This is a genomic window from Salegentibacter profundi (genome assembly GCF_054121475.1).
On the sequence record NZ_JBSYGG010000009.1, the window covers coordinates 89,113 to 110,914 of the forward strand.

Annotated in this window: 14 protein-coding genes; 7 read left to right on the plus strand and 7 right to left on the minus strand. The window is 40.4% G+C overall.

Translation table 11 applies throughout. From position 1 onward, the window contains the following. Positions 1-5: 5 nt before the first annotated feature. The 6 genes from ACW6NC_RS11995 to ACW6NC_RS12020 are packed head-to-tail and all read right to left on the minus strand — an operon-like array spanning position 6 to position 7,963. The gene (locus ACW6NC_RS11995; RefSeq protein ID WP_457866338.1) at positions 6-1,205 is read right to left on the minus strand and encodes a porin; all 1,200 of its coding nucleotides are present in this window, start codon (positions 1,203-1,205) and stop codon (positions 6-8) included. Between the two features lie 8 nt (positions 1,206-1,213). Further along, positions 1,214-2,851, minus strand: a complete 1,638-nt coding sequence (pafA, locus tag ACW6NC_RS12000; protein ID WP_457866339.1) for an alkaline phosphatase PafA — start codon at positions 2,849-2,851, stop codon at positions 1,214-1,216. A gap of 11 nt (positions 2,852-2,862) precedes the next feature. Continuing rightward, on the minus strand, positions 2,863-4,071 hold the full coding sequence (locus tag ACW6NC_RS12005; protein ID WP_457866340.1) for a phospholipase D-like domain-containing protein: 1,209 nt from the start codon (positions 4,069-4,071) through the stop codon (positions 2,863-2,865). Positions 4,072-4,082: 11 nt separating this feature from the next. Further along, positions 4,083-4,817: an MIP/aquaporin family protein gene (locus ACW6NC_RS12010; RefSeq protein ID WP_457866341.1), complete on the minus strand. Its 735-nt coding sequence runs from the start codon at positions 4,815-4,817 to the stop codon at positions 4,083-4,085. A gap of 14 nt (positions 4,818-4,831) precedes the next feature. Then, on the minus strand, positions 4,832-6,322 hold the full coding sequence (glpK, locus tag ACW6NC_RS12015; protein WP_457866342.1) for a glycerol kinase GlpK: 1,491 nt from the start codon (positions 6,320-6,322) through the stop codon (positions 4,832-4,834). A gap of 9 nt (positions 6,323-6,331) precedes the next feature. Further along, positions 6,332-7,963: an FAD-dependent oxidoreductase gene (locus ACW6NC_RS12020; RefSeq protein ID WP_457866344.1), complete on the minus strand. Its 1,632-nt coding sequence runs from the start codon at positions 7,961-7,963 to the stop codon at positions 6,332-6,334. Positions 7,964-8,270: 307 nt separating this feature from the next. Here ACW6NC_RS12020 and ACW6NC_RS12025 point away from each other — a divergent pair, with 307 nt between their 5' ends. The 5 genes from ACW6NC_RS12025 to ACW6NC_RS12045 all read left to right on the plus strand — a co-directional run bounded on the left by ACW6NC_RS12025 (position 8,271) and on the right by ACW6NC_RS12045 (position 17,597). Further along, complete coding sequence (locus ACW6NC_RS12025; protein WP_457866346.1) at positions 8,271-11,543, plus strand: SusC/RagA family TonB-linked outer membrane protein; 3,273 nt, start codon at positions 8,271-8,273, stop codon at positions 11,541-11,543. Positions 11,544-11,624: 81 nt separating this feature from the next. After that, positions 11,625-13,367: a RagB/SusD family nutrient uptake outer membrane protein gene (locus ACW6NC_RS12030; protein ID WP_457866348.1), complete on the plus strand. Its 1,743-nt coding sequence runs from the start codon at positions 11,625-11,627 to the stop codon at positions 13,365-13,367. Between the two features lie 273 nt (positions 13,368-13,640). After that, a complete protein-coding gene (locus ACW6NC_RS12035) occupies positions 13,641-15,014 on the plus strand; it encodes a sulfatase family protein (RefSeq protein ID WP_457866349.1) in 1,374 nt (457 codons plus the stop codon). Between the two features lie 12 nt (positions 15,015-15,026). Beyond that, a complete protein-coding gene (locus ACW6NC_RS12040; protein WP_457866351.1) occupies positions 15,027-16,592 on the plus strand; it encodes a calcineurin-like phosphoesterase C-terminal domain-containing protein in 1,566 nt (521 codons plus the stop codon). A gap of 87 nt (positions 16,593-16,679) precedes the next feature. Next, positions 16,680-17,597 carry a glycerophosphodiester phosphodiesterase family protein gene (locus tag ACW6NC_RS12045; protein ID WP_457866352.1) on the plus strand — a complete coding sequence of 306 codons (918 nt, stop codon included), beginning with the start codon at positions 16,680-16,682 and terminating at the stop codon, positions 17,595-17,597. 39 nt (positions 17,598-17,636) lie between these two features. Here ACW6NC_RS12045 and ACW6NC_RS12050 read toward each other — a convergent pair whose 3' ends face one another. After that, on the minus strand, positions 17,637-18,311 hold the full coding sequence (locus tag ACW6NC_RS12050) for a GDSL-type esterase/lipase family protein (protein ID WP_457866354.1): 675 nt from the start codon (positions 18,309-18,311) through the stop codon (positions 17,637-17,639). A 201-nt stretch (positions 18,312-18,512) separates the two neighbouring features. Between ACW6NC_RS12050 and ACW6NC_RS12055 the strand changes: the two genes are divergently transcribed. Further along, positions 18,513-20,420 carry a phospholipase D-like domain-containing protein gene (locus tag ACW6NC_RS12055; RefSeq protein WP_457866355.1) on the plus strand — a complete coding sequence of 636 codons (1,908 nt, stop codon included), beginning with the start codon at positions 18,513-18,515 and terminating at the stop codon, positions 20,418-20,420. 46 nt (positions 20,421-20,466) lie between these two features. Further along, complete coding sequence (locus tag ACW6NC_RS12060) at positions 20,467-21,396, plus strand: glycerophosphodiester phosphodiesterase family protein (protein ID WP_457866357.1); 930 nt, start codon at positions 20,467-20,469, stop codon at positions 21,394-21,396. Positions 21,397-21,802: the final 406 nt, after the last annotated feature.

Here is a 21,802-nt window from a genome sequence, read left to right on the forward strand (position 1 = left end):
TAAAATTAAAGGTGAAAATCAATTTGAAGTCGATACATCAATTGATCAGAAGGCTTATTATATAAATCATTTAAACTGATATCCGTTTGTATTTTGAGATTATGACCTACAACATATTTGGAAAAGCCAAGGGTATACTGTTGTTCGATTCCCTTATAGGTATCGAATTTAGGATTTAATTGGGAGTACCGGCCAACGATTTCATAATTATTTTTGAAGAGGTATCCCATTTGCAGATTTAAACCTTCTCCGCTACTTACAACATCGCCGGTTGGACTACCATCTGAATTTACTGCAATAGGATTTTTCGCCTTTCTCTTGGCATATTCCCCCATAAAAGAAATTCCGGAGTACTTGAACATCGCATCAACAAAAATTGTCTTAATATCTGTTTCAAAGAACCCGGAATCGGTTTGCATAAAACTTCCGCTGTTTGACCGGGTTCTCACCGAATTATTATTGTAATCGTAACTCAAGCCTAAAGCAAGTTTCGGGGAATTGAGTCTTTCAAAATCTACTGGTTGGTAATCCTGGAATTCACCCCATGGAAGTATTTCAAGCCTGCCTGTATATTGAAAGCCTCCCAGATTTCCTGTCATAATATTCCGACCTTCCCCCTGGGCCAAACTAACAATCTCTTTGACGGTAAATTCCTTGCCAAGGATAAAGTAATGATGGAGTTGGATGCCCATATCCCGATCGATATTAAAGTGCTTGTTTAGAATAGACCGATCGACCAGTTGAAGATCACCAGAAGAAATAACCCTTTCTCTGTTCCCCGGAAGTTTGGTCTGCCCGGCCCATAAGACAAAATTTTCATGGAAATTCCACTTTAATACGGCGTCCAGTATATAGCGAGGAGCCTTTCCCGTAAAGGGATTAGCTCCCGAGATATCCCGGTTGGATAAGCCCAGTTCTAATTTATAGCGCAAGGCCGGGGAAAGAGCAAAACCACTGAATTTTAACCTCGATCTTCTTATAAGAAAATTGGTTTGTGGCGATCCGGAGGTTTGAGGATCAGAAAGGCTCCAGGCTGAAGTGAACAAGCTCTGAAATCTTGCTCCAAACTTTACACTAAAGGAGCTATCCCTGGCGACAGTATTTACAAGCCCGTTCCCAAATTCCATGTCCACTATATCCTGGGATTTTCCAGAAAAAGTGATCAAGAAAAACAGGATCACAATTAGCCTTCTTTTTAATAACATTGCTGGAACTATTTATCGAGCATGATATATAAGGGCCTTCCTGTTGTTCCATTAGGAAACTGAATACCTAATAAGGCTGCCATAGTGGGGGCGATATCGATAATTTCAGAACGTTTAGTGGTACTTCCTTTCTTTATCCCGGCACCATAGAAAATCAATGGTGCATGGGTGTCATAATTCAATCCGCTTCCGTGGGTAGAGCCTGTTTTTGGATAGATGATTGTGGCGGGATCTAAAACAAAGAGTACATCCCCGCTGCGACGCTGGTTAAATCCATTTTGCAATAAATAGGGGAGTCCTTCGGTAAAGCCTGTACTCATCATATCGTGTCGGGTATAAACCTTATCCATTTGGTTATACTGCAGGACATAGCTGGCTACAGCATCCTCTAATTCTTTTGCATCGATTCCTTCCTCCAAAAGGCTTTGGTAATTAAAAAAGATTTGAGCATTGGATACGTCCTGGATCAGATCATCACTACCGTATTGATTTTTAACAAAAGCTTTTAGTGATTCGGTGAATGCTTCATCATTAAAATACCCTCCGGGTATCTTTACAGATTGGAGGTATGCCGGAACATCGACTGCTCCATGATCTGCTGTCAAAAAGATGGTATATTCACCTTCACCTATATTCTTATCAAGGTATTGGAGGAGACTTGCCAGATTTTTATCCAATCTCAGGTAGGCATCCTGTACTTCTTTTGAATTCACCCCAAAATTATGGCCTATATAATCCGTACTTGAATAACTCAAGGTGAGAATATCAGTGATCTCATCCTGACCAAGGGCTTCACCTTTGATAGCAGCCATGGCAAAATCAGTAGTCAGGTCATTCCCAAAAGGAGTTTGACTTAATAGACTAAAATTCCCGTTTTCTGATTTTAATTTTTCAAGATCATATGGCAAAGTGGCTTTTGATTTTCCGCTAAAACCTCTTTCAAAATTGTTATGGTCCGTACCGCTTTCTGTATATGATTCGATCGGGTAAAGCGTGTTCCAGGTTTTAAAATAAGATGCTGCTTGTCCTGAATTATTGAATTCTTTAACCCATTGGGGGAGCTCATTTTTATAGAAGGAACTGGTAATGAATTTTCCTTCCTGGCCTCCATAGAACCAGTAAGCAGCATTGGCAGTATGCCCGGCAGGAAGGATAGACCCCCTGTCTTTAAGAGCAACTCCTATGGTTTTTCCCTGCATCTGGGTGTGTAACCTATTTTGATCAGCCAGGGTGGTGGTTTTAAGTAAATTAGGGGACATTTTGCCAGCTTTTGAATTGGTCCCAACGGGCTCAACAGAAGCATCATCAGTACAATAAATAGACTGTCCTTGAGTTTTATTGAACCAGTTGTTTCCAATAATCCCATGGTTCATCGGACTAGTACCAGTCCAAACCGAAGCATGTCCGGGGCCGGTATAGGTAGGGATGTAATTAAAGTGATTGTTTTTAAAATTAAACCCGTTGTTTATCAGTCTTTTAAAACCATCTTCACCGAAACGGTCCCAGAACCTGGTTAAATAATCATACCGCATCTGGTCTACTACAATGCCCACAACAAGTTTTGGATTTTCTTTTAATGGGTTGTCCTGTCCGTAAGTTTTAAGCGTTAAAAGCAGAGAAATAGCTATTAAATATCTTAGTTTCATCAATTGGTAATTTATTGGGTTAAATCAATTCCTGGAAGCTTCTTTAATTGTTGAAAGTATTCCTGGTAATCATTAAAAATATTTTCGTCTTTTAGAATTAAAGTGACTTCATTATTGTTCCAGAGCGCATTATTGGTAAAATTCTGGGTGCCGGTAATGAGAACCTTTTGGTCCTTATTTTCATACTCCCCATCAATCAGAAGTATTTTTGTATGAATATTGATCACGGGGATCTGGGCGTCTCTGTTCATGTTAAAAACCTTGATCAATGCCCCTTTGGCTTCCAACTTTTTTAGCATATCAGTGACCTGAGGACCTTTTCCGGTTTTTGTGATGATTTCTATTTTTGAGCCTTTTTCTAATAATTCTTCCAATTTGTTTAGAATAGAGACTCTGGAATCAGACCAATCGGACATCCCGACAGTAATAGTACTTTGTCCAGGGTTAGTAACCTTATCTAATATTTCAAGGATGCTATCTTCACCAAGGGGTTCACCATCCTTTCTTTTAGGGTAGAACTGAACATGAATATTACCGGATTCATTTTTATATTCGGTAAAGGTAAACTGGTCCATCGAATCTGAAGCATGATTTTTGATCTGTTCCCAATAATTCAAATAGGCATTATAGAGTGCTGAATGGGAAAAGAGGAGGGCGTCCTGGATCTTCTTTGTTCCGCTGTTGGTAAAATTATGAGAGGTTTGAAAAACCACCTCATTCAAGGCTCCCTCCGCAGTTTCAACACTGGAAAAGAGCACGAATTTATTGTGATTGATAGCAATGGAACTAGCATTGTTATTGACCGGTATTATTTCTATGTTTTCACCAAGGCTTGCTAAATCCGTAATAGTCGCCTGATTGTTGCTCCGGTCACTCCTGTCAAGGCTTATATGGATATCTACTCCCCGTGAATAGGCTTCTTTTAGCGCAGTAATCAAAGGAGCATACTCAAATAAATAAATAGAGATATAAATCGATTCGTTCTCCGGGGTAGCGTGGACAAATTTAATTAACTCGTCCATAATGACCGTGGATTTTTCAGCTTCCTTGATCTTGGAGATATCTGTAAAAATCACCCCGGGTAAATCGGGGGACTCTGTTAAGGGCACTACCTTTTTTATTTCTCCTTGGGGTGGAGCAGGGCTATTCTCTTCCTGGTCAAGGGACTGGCATCCGGTAAGGAACAGGATAACCATCAATAGCGGTAATTTCTTCATCATAGGGGCGCCTTTTAGGAGTGTAGGGCTAGATAAGCTATTGCTGCAAGGCCTGCACCAATTAATGGACCCACAATAGGAATCCAGGCATAACTCCAGTCACTTTTACATTTATTTTTTATAGGTACAAAAGAATGAATAATTCTGGGTCCCAGATCTCGTGCCGGGTTAATGGCGTATCCGGTTGTCCCTCCCAGGGAAAGCCCGATGGCCAAAACCAGTAAAGATACCGGGATTGCACCTAATGATCCAAGGCCAATGGGAGTTTCACTGGCATTAGCCATTACTGGTTCTGTCACATAGAAGATCGCAAAGATCAGGGTGAAAGTTCCCAGGAGTTCACTTAACACATTTGAAAATTTATTTCTAATGGCTGGTCCTGTGCTGAATGCCGCCAATTGAAGGTTGGAATCCTGGGTGCAATTGAAGTGGTGTCGGTATATGGCCCAGACCAGAAAACTTCCGACCATTGCTCCGAGCATTTGGGCGGTGATAAATATTGGTACTTTAGCCCATGGAAATTCTCCTGCAATGGATAGACCTAGTGTTACCGCCGGATTGATATGGGCCCCGCTATATGGGGCTGCGATAACAACGCCGGTAAACACACCGAGCGCCCAACCTGTGGTAATGACCATCCAACCCCCGTTATTTCCTTTGGTGCCCTTTAATACAACATTTGCTACTACACCGTTTCCCATTAATATTAAAAACATCGTGCCTAAAAATTCGGCTGTAAATTCCGTCATATCGATTTATCTATTTAGTTTTCAGACCAATTTTTTGTTGCTTTTACAGCCCGTTCCCAGCCTTTTATCATTTCCTTGGTAGGGGTGGAGGAATCGGGATAGAAGCACTCTTTGGTTTCCCATTTTTTGTTAATCTCTTCAATATCTTTCCATATTCCACTTCCAAGCCCGGCTAAATAAGCCGCACCCAGGGCGGTCACTTCACTGTTTTCAGATTTGATTATTCGTGTATTAAGAATATCGGATTGTATTTGCATAAGGAGGGCATTTGCCGTGGCTCCTCCGTCAACACGGAGTTCCTTAATTTCCACGCCGCTATCTGCTTCCATAGCCCTGACTACATCCAGGGTTTGATAGGCAATGCTTTCAAGGGCTGCACGTGCGATGTGACTTCGGTTGCTGCCCCTGGTTACCCCTACAATAGTACCCCTTGCATGTTGATCCCAGTGAGGAGCACCTAACCCTGCAAAGGCCGGAACCACATATACGCCATCACTACTATCGACCTGGGCAGCAAGGGTTTCTACCTGCGCTGCAGAGCTAATTATTTCCAGGCCATCGCGTAACCACTGTACTACAGCACCTGCGATAAAAATACTTCCTTCCAGGGCATAGTGCACCTGATCCCCGATTTTCCAGGCAATGGTGGTTACCAGCTTGTTTTCCGAAATAATTGGTTTTTCTCCGATGTTCATCAACATAAAACAGCCTGTCCCGTAAGTATTCTTAGCCATTCCTTTTTCAATACACATTTGGCCAAATAAAGCCGCTTGCTGATCACCTGCGATTCCTGTAATAGGAATGTGTTTAGAAAAAATAGCTCCTGAAGTTAAAGCAAGTTCTCCGCTTGAATCACAAACCTCGGGTAGCATGCTTTTTGGTATCCCGAAAAGAGCTAATAATTCTTCATCCCAGTCAAGGCTATGAATGTTATAAATTAAACTTCTGGAGGCATTAGTAACATCGGTAATGTGCTTTTGACCATCAGTGAGGTTCCATATCAACCAAGAATCGATAGTCCCCAAGGCAAGTTGACCTGCCTCTGCTTTTTCTTTAGCCCCTACAACGTTTTCGAGTATCCACCTGACTTTAGTGGCTACGAAATAAGAATCCAGTACCAGGCCTGTTTTCTCTTGCACCATTTTCTCATGCCCCTCATTGCGTAACTGATCACAGTAATCAGAAGTTCGCCTATCCTGCCATACAATGGCATTGTATATAGGCTCCCCAGTGGTGCGGTCCCAAACCACAGTGGTTTCCCGTTGATTGGTAATCCCGATGGCTCTTAAATTATCCGATTTCAGTTTGGCTTTAGAAACCGCCTCGGCGGCAACCCCTATTTGTGAGGACCAAATCTCTTCGGGATCATGTTCCACCCAGCCTGGTTTTGGAAAATGTTGGGTGAACTCTTTTTGTGCCACAGAAACAGACTTTCCATTTTTATCATAGATTATTGCTCTTGAACTTGTGGTTCCCTGATCCAGGGCAAGGATGTATTCTTCCATATTGTAGGTTTATTTTAATTCTAATTTTTTACTTTTATTTTGCTTTGGGACATACTCCTGGGCAAGGTAACGCTGAGCCATTGTGGTGAATTTTTTAATTTGTTCTTTTTCCCAGGTTTTATCCTTGTTAAGTTCTACGGCCAGAATACCTGCTACAGTTTCCACGGAATCGATAGCGGCACGAGCATCCAAAAACAACATCCGAAGTCTTCGTGCCAGGATATCTTCCACATTTCTGGCCATTTCATTTCTGGCAGCCCAGACAATTTCCGCCTTAATATTAGGAAATTTTGGGTGAATTCTTTCCTTTAGTTTCGGGTTGTTTTTTGTTAAATCAGTAATATGACCGGCATCACTTCCATAAATACTCAAAGCATCATTTTGAATATCAGTGGTGTACCCGTGAATTTTTAAATCCTGGGTTCTACAGGAAGACCTGGTTAAATTACCCGTCTCAATAGCTGCATCGACTACATCTTCTGCCATTTTCCTGTATGTCGTCCATTTCCCACCGGTTATGGTAATAAGATTTGAGGCGCTTATACTTAATTTATGATCCCGTGAGATCTCCTTAGTGCCTTTTTCTTTATCTGGCTGCACTAGCGGTCGCAGACCAGCAAAAATGCTCAAAATATCATTTTTGGAAGGCTTTTTCTTTAAATAACCTTGAAGAGTTTCCAGAATGAAGTCGATTTCACTTTGTAGGGCAACAGGCTCAAGGTTATGGGTTTCAACAGGTGTGTCCGTTGTCCCCACGAGTAAATGATCATGCCAAGGGACGGCAAATAAAACGCGGCCATCAGAGGTGGAGGGTATCATCAAGGCATTTTCACCATCCATAAAGGATTTGTCCAGCACGATATGAATTCCCTGACTGGCTTTGACCAGAGGGTTTTTCTTGATCTCGTCCATTTTTAAGATATCGTCAACAAAAACTCCGGTAGCATTAATTACAGTTTTTGCTTGAAGATCAAAAACCTGATCGGTTTCGATATCTTTCGCTTTAACTCCTGCAATTTTACCCTTTTTATCTTCTATTAAATCCAGGGCCTTCATATAGTTGATTAAGGTAGCCCCTTGTTCTGAGGCGGTTTGCGCCATATTGATGGCCAAGCGGGTATCGTCAAATTGACCATCGAAATAGAGGATCCCTCCTTGTAAGCCTTCTTCCTTTAAATTGGGAAGCAGCCTCCTGACAGATTGGGCGCCTAGAATTTTCGTTTTTTGCAGTCTCCTGCTACGGGCCATCCAATCGTATATTTTCAATCCTATTCCGTAAAAATATTTCTGATACCATGAATATCCCGGAATAATAAAAGGAAGCATTTTTACCAGATGAGGTGCATTCTTGATCATGCGTCCCCTTTCTTTCAAGGCCTCAAATACCAGGCTTATATTACCCTGGGCCAGATATCTTACTCCTCCATGGGCTAACTTCGTGCTTCTGCTTGATGTGCCGTTAGCGAAATCGGCTTGTTCTATGAGTAATGTTTTTAAGCCCCGGGAACTGGAATCCAGGGCAACCCCTAAACCGGTAGCTCCACCACCGATAACAAGTACATCCCAAACCTTTCCAGCATCTTTAAGTTTTGTTAACGACTTTTCCCTTTTAAAGGTATTTTGACTAGTTTTTTTGTTCATTATTATCCTGCTTATGGGTCAAAATTAATATTAAATGTAATAAATAAAAAGGTAAAAAGGGTTTTTTTTGTTATTTTTTGTTTTCTTTTATTATTATTTTTTACATTTGGAACTGTTAAATTAATGCAAAGAAGATATCTGTGCAGATTTTTTACTGTGTGACTATATCGATTTCGTCCGAAAAAACGAGGCTTTATAGGAACTTTGGTAACCTTAATATAATAATAGGACAACTTTAAATTAGCGAAGGAATTGAAAACTTATAAAAATATTTGCAAACCTAACTTTCAACTTTAAACTAATCATTATGAAAAAAACAATGACAAAAATTTTTTTAATAGTATTTTCTTTCCTGTCCTTCTCCTTTCAGGCACAGGAACGCCAGGTGTCGGGGGTGATCTCTGATGAGCAAGGGATGCCTCTGCCTGGAGTCACTGTACAGGAAAAAGGAACTTCTAATGGGACAGTCACTAATTTTGACGGGGAGTTTAGCTTGTCTGTTTCTGATAATGCTGCTACCTCTTTAGTATTATCCTTTTTAGGGTATAAAACTCAGGAAATTTCTATTGGAAATCAGTCTAATTTTGACATACAAATGGAGGCGGATTCCGAGAGTTTAGATGAAATTGTAGTTGTAGGTTATGGTACTCAGAAAGCTGAGAATCTCGTTGGTGCAGTCAGTACTGCTGAGCTCGGCGATATTGCCACACGTCCTTCAGCGGATATAGCGAGTTCTTTACAAGGAGCCGTACCTGGTTTGAATATTCGTTCGGCATCCGGTGGTGATCCCTCTACTACACCTGAGATAAATATTCGTGGTTTTAATTCTATCAATGGCGGTTCTCCATTGGTTTTGGTTGATGGTATTGAAGAAGATATTGCCAATGTCAATCCTAATGATATTGAAAGCGTTACCGTTTTAAAGGATGCTGGGGCTGCGGCTATTTATGGGGCCCGTGGTGCCTTCGGGGTGGTTCTGATCACGACCAAATCCGGAAAAGCCGGGCAGTTCAATGTCCGATATACCAATAATACCGGCTTTACTACCAATACGGCCCGTACCGATTTTGTTACTAACCCTTACACCTATGCCCAGTGGGTAGATGGTGCTATTGGTTCCTATCATAGTGGTTGTTATGTGTGTTATGATGATGAGGATTGGGAGATTGCCAGGCAAGTAGGTAATGGAGAAAGAGAACCTTTCTACGAACAACAACCTGATGGAACATATAAATTCTATGAAAGTACTGATTTCTATGACGTTCTGTTTAAGGACCGTCGTTCGCATCAGATCAATAATATTTCTGTTTCTGGAGGATCGGACAAATTAACCGGGTCCATATCCGGGAGAATTTATGAAAGGGAAAAAATTCAGAATATCCAGGATGCGGAAATGAAACGTTACAATCTTCAGTTAAACCTGAGTGCTACCCCATATGATTGGTTGAAGCTTACAGCTATCAGTAGATTCAGTAGCAGGTTTGATGAGCAATATGCCGGAACTAAGAACGGTTGGGGTGATGAATTTGGAGTGAGTAAATGGCGTGATCTTTTTCCTAATCATCCTGCCTTTGTCGATGGTTATGGTGTGAGTGTGGGCCGAACCAGAAACGGATACGTAGGCCGATTAGGCGCTTTAAAAGAAGGAGCGGCTCATCGGGAATGGCAGTACGAAAAACAAACCAATACTTTACGGGCTGAAATTAGCCCCATTGAAGAAGTTGTCCTTAATATGGATTATAGTTATAGTATCGATAGAACAGATCGTACTTTTTCCTATAAACCTTTTAGTTACCTGGCGGGAGATGAGTTAGAATTGGTTGAGAACGCGGGGCTTAATCGGCATAATGAGTACCGCTGGAAGGATTATTATACCGCCTGGAATATCTATGGAACCTATGATGAAAGGCTAGGAGATGACCATAATTTTAAGGTTATGCTCGGTTTTAACCAGGAAGTTTTTGACCGTGATAGAGTGGGAATGCGAATTGAGGATTTATTGACAAGAACCAAGGGTAATATCGCCTTTGGAACCGAAATGCTAGATATGGAAGGTTCTACTTTAGAATGGGCCATCCAGGGTTATTTCGGACGTTTTAATTATGATTTTGCCGGAAAATACCTGTTAGAGATTAATGCGCGATATGATGCGTCTTCACGGTTTCCTGAGGGGAATCGATGGGGACTGTTTCCTTCGGTGGGAGCCGGTTGGATTGTAGATAAGGAGAATTTCTGGGACTCATCCCTTGAAAGCGTTGTTTCTTCCTTTAAATTAAGGGGGTCTTACGGTAAACTCGGAAATCAAAATGTTGGCGTAAATACCTTCCGACAGTTAATAGGAATGGGCAGAACCTCCTGGTTGTTTAATGGAGAGCAGGCAAATTATGCAAGAGTGCCCTCACCACTTCCGGCAAATATTGGTTGGGAAAAAATCACCTCTACCAATGTGGGGGTTGACCTTGGTTTCCTCCAGGATAGAATAACGACCTCATTGGATGTATATGAGCGTCATACCCGTGATATGTATCTTCCAGGAAGACCGCTTCCGGCTGTATTTGGTGCATCTGAGCCTCGCAGAAACTATGCTGCTATGCGTAATAGAGGTTTTGAGGTAACCGCCGGATATAATGACCAATTCAATGTATTGGGATCTGATCTTTCTTTAAGTATCCAGGCCAATGTATCCAATAACAAGGCTGTAATTACCAAATTTGACAACCCGAATGGGCTACTAAGTACTTTCTGGGAAGGTCAGGAAGTTGGTGAGATTTGGGGATATCGTATCGATGGACAATTTCAGTCCGATGAGGAAGCAGCTGCATTTCAGAACCAATTTGGAAGGGAGAATCTTGTCAGGGTATATAGAGGAATTCTTGACTATGGATCAAATTCTGATTGGAACTACCTAAAAGGGGGAGATCTCAAATACGTTGATGTTGATGGAGATGGTGAAATTAACAATGGTAATAATACCCTGGCAGACCACGGAGATTTGGTGCCTATCGGGAATGCAATGCCACAATTTCCATTTGGTTTCAACATTAATGCTAACTGGAAAAATTTCGACCTTTCTTTAATTGGACAGGGAGTAGCTAAACAGGATTGGTACCCATCAGGTCCCTTGTACTGGGGTACTTTTCATAGACCTTATGTATCATTCCTAAGGAAAGATCTTTTGAATAAGGTTTGGGACCCGGCACATCCTAATGATCCGGAACGAATCTTCCCACAACGACAAAGAGCGTATAATGCGCTGAGTTCAGGGCGGATGTCATACAATCTTAATGATCACTTTTTAACCAATATTGGTTACTTGAGAATAAAAAACCTCACTGTTGGTTATACACTTCCAACCAGCCTTACGGAGAAAGTCAATGTGAAAAGGTTAAGAGTGTTTCTAAGTGGAGAAAATATATTCACTTGGTCTTTTGGAGGTTTAACAGATTATCTGGATCCAGAAGAGGTAGGGGCGCATGTTAGTTTTTCGAACCCCAATGGGGTAAGTGCAAGACCTGCAAGAAATACACAGCTATACCCTATGGGTAAGACATATTCAGCAGGTGTGGAAATTAACCTTTAGGTTTTCCGCTTGAATTTCGAAGCAAATCCACCGCCTTTACTTTAATTAACAATGAAAAAAATGAAAAAAATAAGTATAACAATGAGAAGGATAATTCAAATTTCAACGATAGTAATTTTGTCCTTAATAGTTACCAGCTGCGAACCCGATATACTTGATCAACAGCCGGGGGACGCTATAACGGCAGATGAATTTTTTAATACAGGTGCTGACCTGGAAGCCTATACCAATGACCTGTATGCAGTATTGGAAACAGAATCGGTATATACCGACGATGCCGCCTCGGATAATATTTTGGGAGTGAGTGCTGCCGAAAGACTAAGGGGAGTCCGTATTGTTCCCACAGACCGGGGCAGTGGAGGATGGTCTTGGGGCCATCTGCGTAGAATCAACTATTTCCTGGAACATTATGATAAAGTTGATGATGAACAGGCCAAAGCCAAATATTCTGGAATAGCCAGATTTTTTAGAGCCTATTTTTATTTCGATAAGGTAAAGCGATTTGGTGATGTACCGTGGTATGGTGAAGTCATTGAACAGGATGATGAAGAATTATTGAATAAAGCCCGGGACCCAAGAGAGGTAGTTATGGATTCAGTACTTGCTGACATAGATTATGCAATTGAAAATATTCCAGCTGAAAAGGAACTTAACCGAATTACAAAATATACCGCTCTTTTATTAAAAGCTCGTATTGCCCTGTTTGAAGGAACTTTTAGAAAATATCACGGTATAGCAGATTATGAAAGATTTCTAGAGGAAGCAGTCTCCGCCTCTCGGGAACTTATGGATTCCGGAGCCTATTCGCTATATGTAGCTGGAGGTGAGGATGAAGCATATCGGGATCTCTTTGCAAGAAGTAATCAGGATATGACGGAAACTATTTTGGCAGTAGATTATGAATTTGGCTTAAGAACGCATGATTTAGCTTATAGAATGACCGCCCCTACTCTGGGAAGATGGGGACTTACGAAAGATCTTGTGAATAGTTATCTCATGGAGGATGGTACTCCCTTTACAGCACAGGCTGGTTATGATACCATGGAATTCTATGAGGAAATGCAAAATAGGGACCCAAGGTTAACACAAACTACGGCTGGACCTGAATTTAAGACTTATGGTGCGGAGGATCGTGAACCTGTAGATCTGGATATCACCAGAACAGGTTACAGGGTGATAAAAGCCCTGCCTCCTAAAGGGCCTCAATGGGGTGCTGGTGGTTCTTTTAATGATATTATCCTTTTTCGTTATGCTGAGGCATTATTGATTTATGCGGAAGCAAAGGCGGAACTCGGAACGATCACTCAGGCTGATTTGGATATGTCGATTAACAAGCTTAGAGACCGCGTTGGAATGCCTCATTTGAACTTGGCTGAAGCCAATGCCAATCCAGACCCTTATCAGGAAGCCTTGTATGCCAATGTGGATCAGGGGCCTAATAAAGGAGTTATCCTTGAAATTCGGCGTGAACGCAGGATCGAATTGTTTAACGAAGGCTTCCGTTGGGATGATTTAATGCGATGGAAAGAAGGGAAGAAAGTGGAACAACCCATCGAGGGATTATATTTCTCAGAATTAGGTGCTCATGATTTCAACAATGATGGGGTCTATGATGTATATGTACATGATGGAGATGCCTCTGGAGCACCAGGAGAGGTCACTTCGACTATTGACATCAATGAGCGACCACTTACCAATGGCACCTCTGGAAACCTATTATTGTTCCCCGGCGGTTCCTTTGAAGAGCCAAGGGATTATTATTATCCAATCCCAATTGAGGATCTGGAACTTAATGACAATCTTGAACAGAATCCTGGATGGTAAATAGCCTTTGGATTTAAATTAAACTTTGGTACCAGGACATTTCGAATTAATGTCCTGGTATTAAATTAAAACCCCTTGGTTTTTGTGATGTATTCAGGGAAGCAAATAGGACAGTATAGCTTTCCAGGTTTAATGCAACACTCATGGAAGACCGATTGTTCATACTCCCTGAATCAGGCTTGAAGGCACTAATCCTTATTTTGGATTGCTTTCAGGAGAAATTTCCTGATTAAAATTTCGGGCATGTTTAAAGAGAAAAAACTTATGATTTTTATGAGACCAAATAGACTCTTTCTTTTATTATGGTTAATCCTTCTTTTTGGGATGGATTCCAGTGCGCAAAGCAAAGAAGCCGATCAAATTCAGCCCAATGTGATCATAATATTTGTAGATGATCTGGGATATGGGGACTTGAGCTCATTTGGGCACCCTACTATTAAAACGCCTAATATAGATAAGATGGCTCAGGAAGGTGTAAAGCTAACCCAGTTTTATGTGGGAGCCAGTATTTGTACTCCCAGTCGGGCTGCCTTGCTTACAGGAAGATTGCCCGTTAGAAGTGGTATGGCTGGGTCCGAAAACAGCGGTAATGTCCTTTATCCTCGTTCCACCGGTGGTTTGCCACAATCAGAGATCACCCTTGCTGAAGCGGTCCGGGAACAAGGTTATACCACAGGAATAATCGGAAAATGGCATTTAGGACACCTACCTGAATTCTTACCGCTTAATCACGGTTTTGATTATTACTTTGGCATCCCATACTCTAATGATATGGTTCCTCCCAGGTACAAAAAAGCTCCTGAATTACCACTGTATGAAAATCACAAGATCATTGAAAGCGATCCTGACCAGAATTTACTGACCCGAAGATATACAGAAAAAGCTATTGAATTTATAAAAGAGAATAAGGATCAGCCTTTTTTTCTGTATTATCCTAATAATTTTCCTCACACACCTTTACACGCTTCCAATAAATTTGAAAATAGCAGTAAAAGAGGTTTATACGGCGATGTTGTCCAGGAAATCGACTGGAGTGTCGGGGAGATTCTTAAAACTCTCAAGCAATTGGAAATTGATAAAAACACTTTAGTGGTTTTTACCAGTGATAACGGTCCGTGGCTTAAGAGAAGAAAAAATGGAGGATCTGCCGGTTTATTATATGAAGGAAAGGCCTCCACTTACGAAGGGGGATTCCGTGTACCCGCCGTTGTTCGATGGCCTGGTGAAATTCCAGACAATCAGATCACAGATGCCCTGACAAGCACAATGGATTTTTTCCCTACAATAATGAAACTTGCAGGAAGTCCATTGCCCAAGGATCGAAGATTGGATGGAGTAAATATCATGCCCTTATTAAAGGGCGAAAAAAAGCAGGCTAATGACGTAATTTATTACTACTTAAGGGATAAATTATATGCTATTAGAAAGGGAAGTTGGAAAGCCCATTTTATTACAAAAGCCTCCTATTCAAAGGAAGCACCGAAGGCTCATGATCCACCTTTATTGTATAATATTGATGAAGACCCCTCTGAAAAATATGAAGTTGGGGCGAAATTTCCGGAAAAGATTGAAGAAATAAAAAGGATATATAAGGAGCATCAGCTTAGCCTGGAGCCGGTGAAATCTCAATTGGATTTAGGATATTAAAATTAAAGATCAATGAAAAACTATTTTTTAATTCTTTTTGGACTGCTTTCATTCAGTGTTATCTCCCAGGAAGTCACTGGGGTAGTATATCTCGATGACAATGAGAATGGAATTCTTGATCAAGGAGAAAAAGGCCTATCTAAGGTAGCCATCTCCAACGGGAAAGAAGTGGTGACCACAGATGATAAGGGTAATTATGTATTACCGGTTGGGGATGATCATATAATTTCTGTAATAAAACCTGCAGGTTATGAATTTCCGGTGAATCAGTATAATTTACCACAATTCTATTACATCCATAAACCTAATGGTTCCCCGCAAATGAAATTCCCGGGGGTATCGCCAACCGGAAAGTTACCTGGAAAGGTGAATTTTGGTTTAATTCCCAAGGAAGTAAAAGAGGAGTTCTCCATATTGGTCTTTGGTGATCCTCAACCCTATAATGAAAAAGAGGTTGATTACTTTGCCAGGGGAATCGTAGTCGAACTCAAAGGAGTCGAGGGATTCGAATTTGGTATCAGCCTGGGAGATCTTGTAGGAAATGACCTGGACTTATTTCAACCATATATAGATGCCGTCCGAAGTATTGGCGTTCCATGGTACAATGTAATGGGTAACCATGATCTTAACTTTGATGCCCAAAGCGATCATCTTTCAGATGAAACCTTTGAAGGTCATTTTGGCCCTGCAACTTATGCTTTTAATGAGGGGAAAGTACATTTCATTATTTTGGATGATATTCTTTATCCTGACCCTAGGGATAATAAGGGATACTGGGGAGGTTTTAGAGAGGATCAATTGGATTTTATTGAAAATGATCTTAAACATGTTCCTAAGGATCATCTGATCGTTCTGGCCTTCCATATTCCACTTACCGAGCCCAATGCTGATAACTTTAGGGATGAAGATAGGGAGAGACTGTTTGAATTATTGGAGGAATATCCACATACCCTTTCATTGTCGGCACATACCCATATTCAAAGGCAGGAATTTTTAGGAAAGGAGTATGGATGGGACAAAGATGAACCACATCATCATTTTAATGTAGGAACAACTAGTGGTGACTGGTACTCGGGTACCCTTGACAAAAATGGAATACCAATATCCACCATGCGTGATGGAACTCCTAAGGGTTATGCCAAATTAAATTTTAAAGGAAATTCCTATAGCCTGGATTATAAGGTAGCGGGAAAACCGGAGGATTACCGAATGGAAATTTTTGCTCCCAAAGTTGTGGCCCAAGGTCGTAGAACCAAAGCTGGCATCCATGTGAATTTCTTCATAGGAAGCCAGTACGATAAGGTAATGTACCGGGTAGATGACGGGGAGTGGAAGCCAATGAGCTATTTGGTTGATTACGATCCATCCTTTGTAAAGGATATTTTTGAGTGGGATCTTGCTGATGAATTGCTGCAGGGAAGACGTTCTTCCAATCCTATTGAAAGCACCCACCTCTGGCGGGGAAGTATTCCTACCAATTTGGCTCCAGGAGTGCACATTATAGAGGTTAAAGCGGAAGACATGTTCGGTAAAACCTTTCAACAAACCAGAAAATATACCCTTGTACCGCCAAAATAAATTTTAAATGTTTTGATTAGCCAGGATTCGCCGAAGCATTATGTTTCGGCGATTCTATTTCCAAAAAAAAACAAAAACAAATTGAAAATGAAATTCTTGGAATCACTTTTATGTATAGCTCTTGTTTTCGTCATTGGATGTAAGGAAAATGAGAAATCCACATCCGATCAGGACATGATATCTAATAATAGGGTGGAAGTTCAGGGACACCGAGGAGACCGGGGTAATTTTCCTGAAAACTCCATCCCCGCCTTTTTGAGTGCCCTTAAAAAGGGAGCTGATGTGCTTGAACTGGATGTAGTGGTCTCCCGGGATAAAAAAATTGTGGTTTCCCACGAACCTATCATGTTGGGTCTTTATATGCTCACCCCGTCAGGAGACAGCATCTCTAAAAAGGACCAGGATAAGTACAATCTGTATACGATGGATTATGATAGTATCAAGCAGTATGACAGCGGGTCTCGCGGAAACCGTAGGTTCCCGGACCAAAAAACCCAGAAGACCTACAAACCTTTACTGAGCGAGCTTATCGATACGGTAGAAAATTATATTCAAGCCAATAATTTGGATAAGATTAAGTATAATATCGAGATCAAGTCCACAGCCAGTAAATACGGGACCTACCAGCCTGAACCAGCGGAGTTTGTTGAACTCGTAGTTGAGCTCATCGAAGAAAAAGGGATAAAGGACAGGGCTAACGTGCAGTCCTTTGATGTCAATATTTTAAATGAATTGAATGAGTCTTATCCGGATATTGAAGTTGCCTACCTGGTATCTAAAGAAGGAATAGCGGAAAACCTGGAGAAATTGGAGTTCATTCCTGAAATTTACAGCCCTAATTTTAAACTTCTTAAAAACCAGGAAGTTGTGGATTCTGTAAAAGCCCTGGAGATGCGACTGATTCCCTGGACGGTAAATAAAGAGGAGGATATAGAAAGGATGCTCGAGCTAAAAGTAGACGGTATTATTACCGATTACCCGGAACGAGTGATCGAAGAACACTGAAAATAAAAAGGCCCCGGGAATTTTCGGGGCCTTTTTGCGTTATTGAAGATAGGGTTTTAAAATTTTAGCCCAGGTTTTATAGGCCAGAGCATTTAGGTGTAAACCTTCTTCGGTGAACTTCCTGTCCAAACGATCTTCCTCATCCAAAAAGTGGGGATGTATATCAATAAAGTGAACATTATACGTTTTGGACATTTCTTCCAGGGCATTGTTCACTGCCAATATATGATTATCCTTGTTATAATGGTTTTTATACCTGGTAAAGGTATTGTTGACCGGAAGGATGCTTTGGATGAAGATTTCGGTATCCGGGCTTTCTTTTTTTATCCTGCTTAATATTCTTTTATAATTTCGGATAATGGTCTCATCAGGATAATTTCTTGCAATATCGTTGATCCCTATAAGGATAAAGACCTTTGAAGGTTTTCCCTGGGTTACTTCATCAAGTCTTTCTAGAATCCCGAATGTAGTGTCTCCTGAAATTCCTCGGTTTCTGGCGTTTTCCAAGCCCAGCAGTTCATTCCAATTAGTGCCAGCAGTTATACTATTACCAAGAAATATCACATCCTCATTCGAATCTGGATAACCTTTAAACTGATTTACTTTAATGTGATAATTTCTGGGTCTATGTAAACTATCAATTTCAGTATTCTGGGATACCATAACTGATGTACTTAAAAATAAAATGCAGAATAATGGGAGGAAGTGTTTCATTTTCAATGGATGTTTTAAGTGTTGCCTATTTATTAATTATTCGATCAGAGACCTTTACAACTATGGCCTCCTATTCAAATATATTATTAATTGAAACTAAAACAAATAAAATGAACTTTTTTTATATTATTTTTGATTATCTTTAATTTTGTTTGTTTATTTGATTCAGTTTCAAAACTAAACAGTTAAACTTTTTTAGGAATGATGAAGTCACCAATATTTAAGAGTCTTTTTTTTACATTTTTACTTACCCTCAGCCTAAGCTGTAGTAAAGATGAACCTTCGGAAACAGAAATTCCTGATAAGGAAGTTCCATCAGAGGTGGAAGCGATTGATTTTGAATCTCCCGATGTTACCTTTAACAATGTAGACAAAATTTTGAATGGAGAAGATTCTTATGAAATTGTAGACCATATGACTTCACTCTTAAATGCCGCTACAGAAGGATCAACGGTTCATATAGCAGTGTTTGCTTTTCATGATTTACCCGGTTTTTTTTCAACCTTGAAACGAACAGCCGCAAGAGGAGTGCAAATTAAACTAATGATGGATTTCAGCGATCATGGGACGGACCTTATTGAAAATAATAGTGAATATGCTGACGCTTTGGTCAATGTAGAAAATGTTGAGTTAGTAAAAGTTAATAATACAGCAGGGGCCATTGCAATCAATCATAATAAGTTCATGTTGTTTAGTGAAATTGAAACTATTGGAGGATTGGTCGAAAATGTGGTCCATCAATCTTCTCATAACTATACCGCTTTTGGAACTCGAAAAGTTCAGGATGCAGTTACCCTTACCCATACTGGGCTTTATGAAGCTTATAAAGAGTACTGGGAGGATATGAAAAAATATGCTGCAGGGGGGATGGAGAATTATGAATACCGGGAATTTCATGATGAAGCTCAAGGGGTTCATGCCTATTTTTATCCTCGTCGAAATGGAGGTGAAATAGGAAGTGATAACGTGATTGATCTTCTGGATGAAATTGATGACCTGGGTAATGCTATAATAAAAATAGGTATGTCCGGTTGGTCCGCCTCTCGATCCTCTATTATAGATAAACTACAGGAACTCGAAGCTGCTGGAGCTAAGATACAAATCGTTACTAAAAGCAATATTGCTTCATCAATCCAGGACCGTCTGGCGACTTTTGCCAAGAGAGATAATGTGGATATATTTATATTTGACATGTCTCAGAGGGCAAATATTCATTCTAAATTTATGCTCATAGAGGGGGCCTGGAAAGGTACAGATTCGAAATTTGTATGGACTGGGAGCCAGAATTTTACCAATAATGCCTACAAATACAATAACGAGACCAGTTTGATTCTTGAAGATCCCCAGGTATATGATCAATACAACGATTATTTTGAAAGTCTAAAAGAGTTTCCGGTAATTTGCTGTAGCGGTGAGGAAAACATAGCTGACAGTACCTATGCTATAGAAGATTTTGACAGTTATACCCTCAATGGGGAAACAATGGATATTGACGGGTTAGGAGGAAATTCAAATGGCTGGGGAGGCCCATGGGAACAAAGCTCCGGTAAGTTTTTGATCGCAGAAGGTAACCTGCCTGAAGATGATTCGGAAAATGCTAAGCATGCTTATACCATTCAAGCGGGTGACGATAAAAATATTAACTATTACAGAATGCTAGCAGGTACCTGGGAAAATACAGCAAATGCTTCCTATTGGTTAGGTTTTCAATTTTCCCCAAAACAAGTAGGGACCTGGGCGGGCTTGGGCCTCTATAAAGATGGTAATGAGCTGCTAATTATTGGTACACCATACAAAACACAAAAACAAGGAATTGGTGGAATGTCTGAAGGGAGGGTGATCATTGAGGATAGCAAAGATACCGATAAAACCTGGTTTGTGGCTAAAATTGAAATGAAAGGCCCTGATCAAAATCCATATTTACACGTATGGAGAAACCCTGATCCACAGGGGACACCTGATATTGAGGATGCTGATGTTTCGATCGAATGGCCGGATGGTAAATATGGTTTCAATAGAATTAGGATTGGTAATACCTGGACCTCAGGAGCATCTTATGGTTATGATAATATAATATTAAGCGATTCCTTTGCAGACCTTGTATTTTAAAAATCATTAAGACTATTTCCAAACAAAACACAAAAACAATTTGAAAATGAATTTCTTGAAATCACTTTTATGTATAGCTCTTGTTTCCGTCATTGGATGTAAGGAAAATGAGAAATCCGATGAGAAATCCACATCCGATCAGGACATGATATCTAATAATAGGGTGGAAGTTCAGGGACACCGAGGAGACCGGGGGAATTTTCCTGAAAACTCCATCCCCGCCTTTTTGAGTGCCGTTAAAAAGGGAGCTGATGTGCTTGAGCTGGATGTAGTGGTCTCCCGGGATAAAAAAATTGTAGTTTCCCACGAACCAATCATGTTGAGTCTTTATATGCTCACCCCTTCAGGAGACAGCATCTCCAAAAAGGACCAGGATAAGTATAATCTGTATACGATGGATTATGATAGTATCAAGCAGTATGACAGCGGGTCTCGCGGAAACCGTAGGTTCCCGGATCAAAAAACCCAGAAGACCTACAAACCTTTACTGAGCGAGCTTATCGATACGGTAGAAAATTATATTCAAGCCAATAATTTGGATAAGATTAAGTATAATATCGAGATCAAGTCCACAGCCAGTAAATACGGGACCTACCAGCCTGAACCGGCAGAGTTTGTTGAACTCGTAGTTGAGCTCATCGAAGAAAAAGGGATAAAGGACAGGGCTAACGTGCAGTCCTTTGATGTCAATATTTTAAATGAATTGAATGAGTCTTATCCGGATATTGAAGTTGCCTACCTGGTATCTAAAGAAGGAATAGCGGAAAACCTGGAAAAACTTGAATTCATTCCTGAAATTTACAGCCCTAATTTTAAACTTCTTAAAAACCAGGAAGTTGTGGATTCTGTAAAAGCCCTGGAGATGCGACTGATTCCCTGGACGGTAAATAAAGAGGAGGATATAGAAAGGATGCTCGAGCTAAAAGTAGACGGTATTATTACCGATTACCCGGAACGAGTGATCGAAAAACCCTGAAAATAAAAAGTCCCCGGTAATTTTCGGGGCCGTACTATAGCATTCTATAGACCTCCCTTTTGAATTAAAATTGGTCGGTTAAATTTTTTGCCTCCTATTAAATACCTCCGAGAACCTTTGTTCCTTTCTAATGGTGAAAAGTTATCGGAATAATATGGCTTTTCCGGATACCTTTCATGCGACAAAGAGATTTTAAATAATATTCACTACCATTCTTCTAAGAAAAGTTTACAGCTGTAACATTTCCTTTATTTGCCTGCCTTTATAAAAAGTAAAACAAAACCAAATTAATATAGAAGTCATTGTAATAAAAACATTCCCTTTATTTATTTCATTTTATTTCATATTATTGGTTTTTGTTTTTATATTTGGCTGTAAGTCTTAAAAAAATTAAGAAACCTTTTTG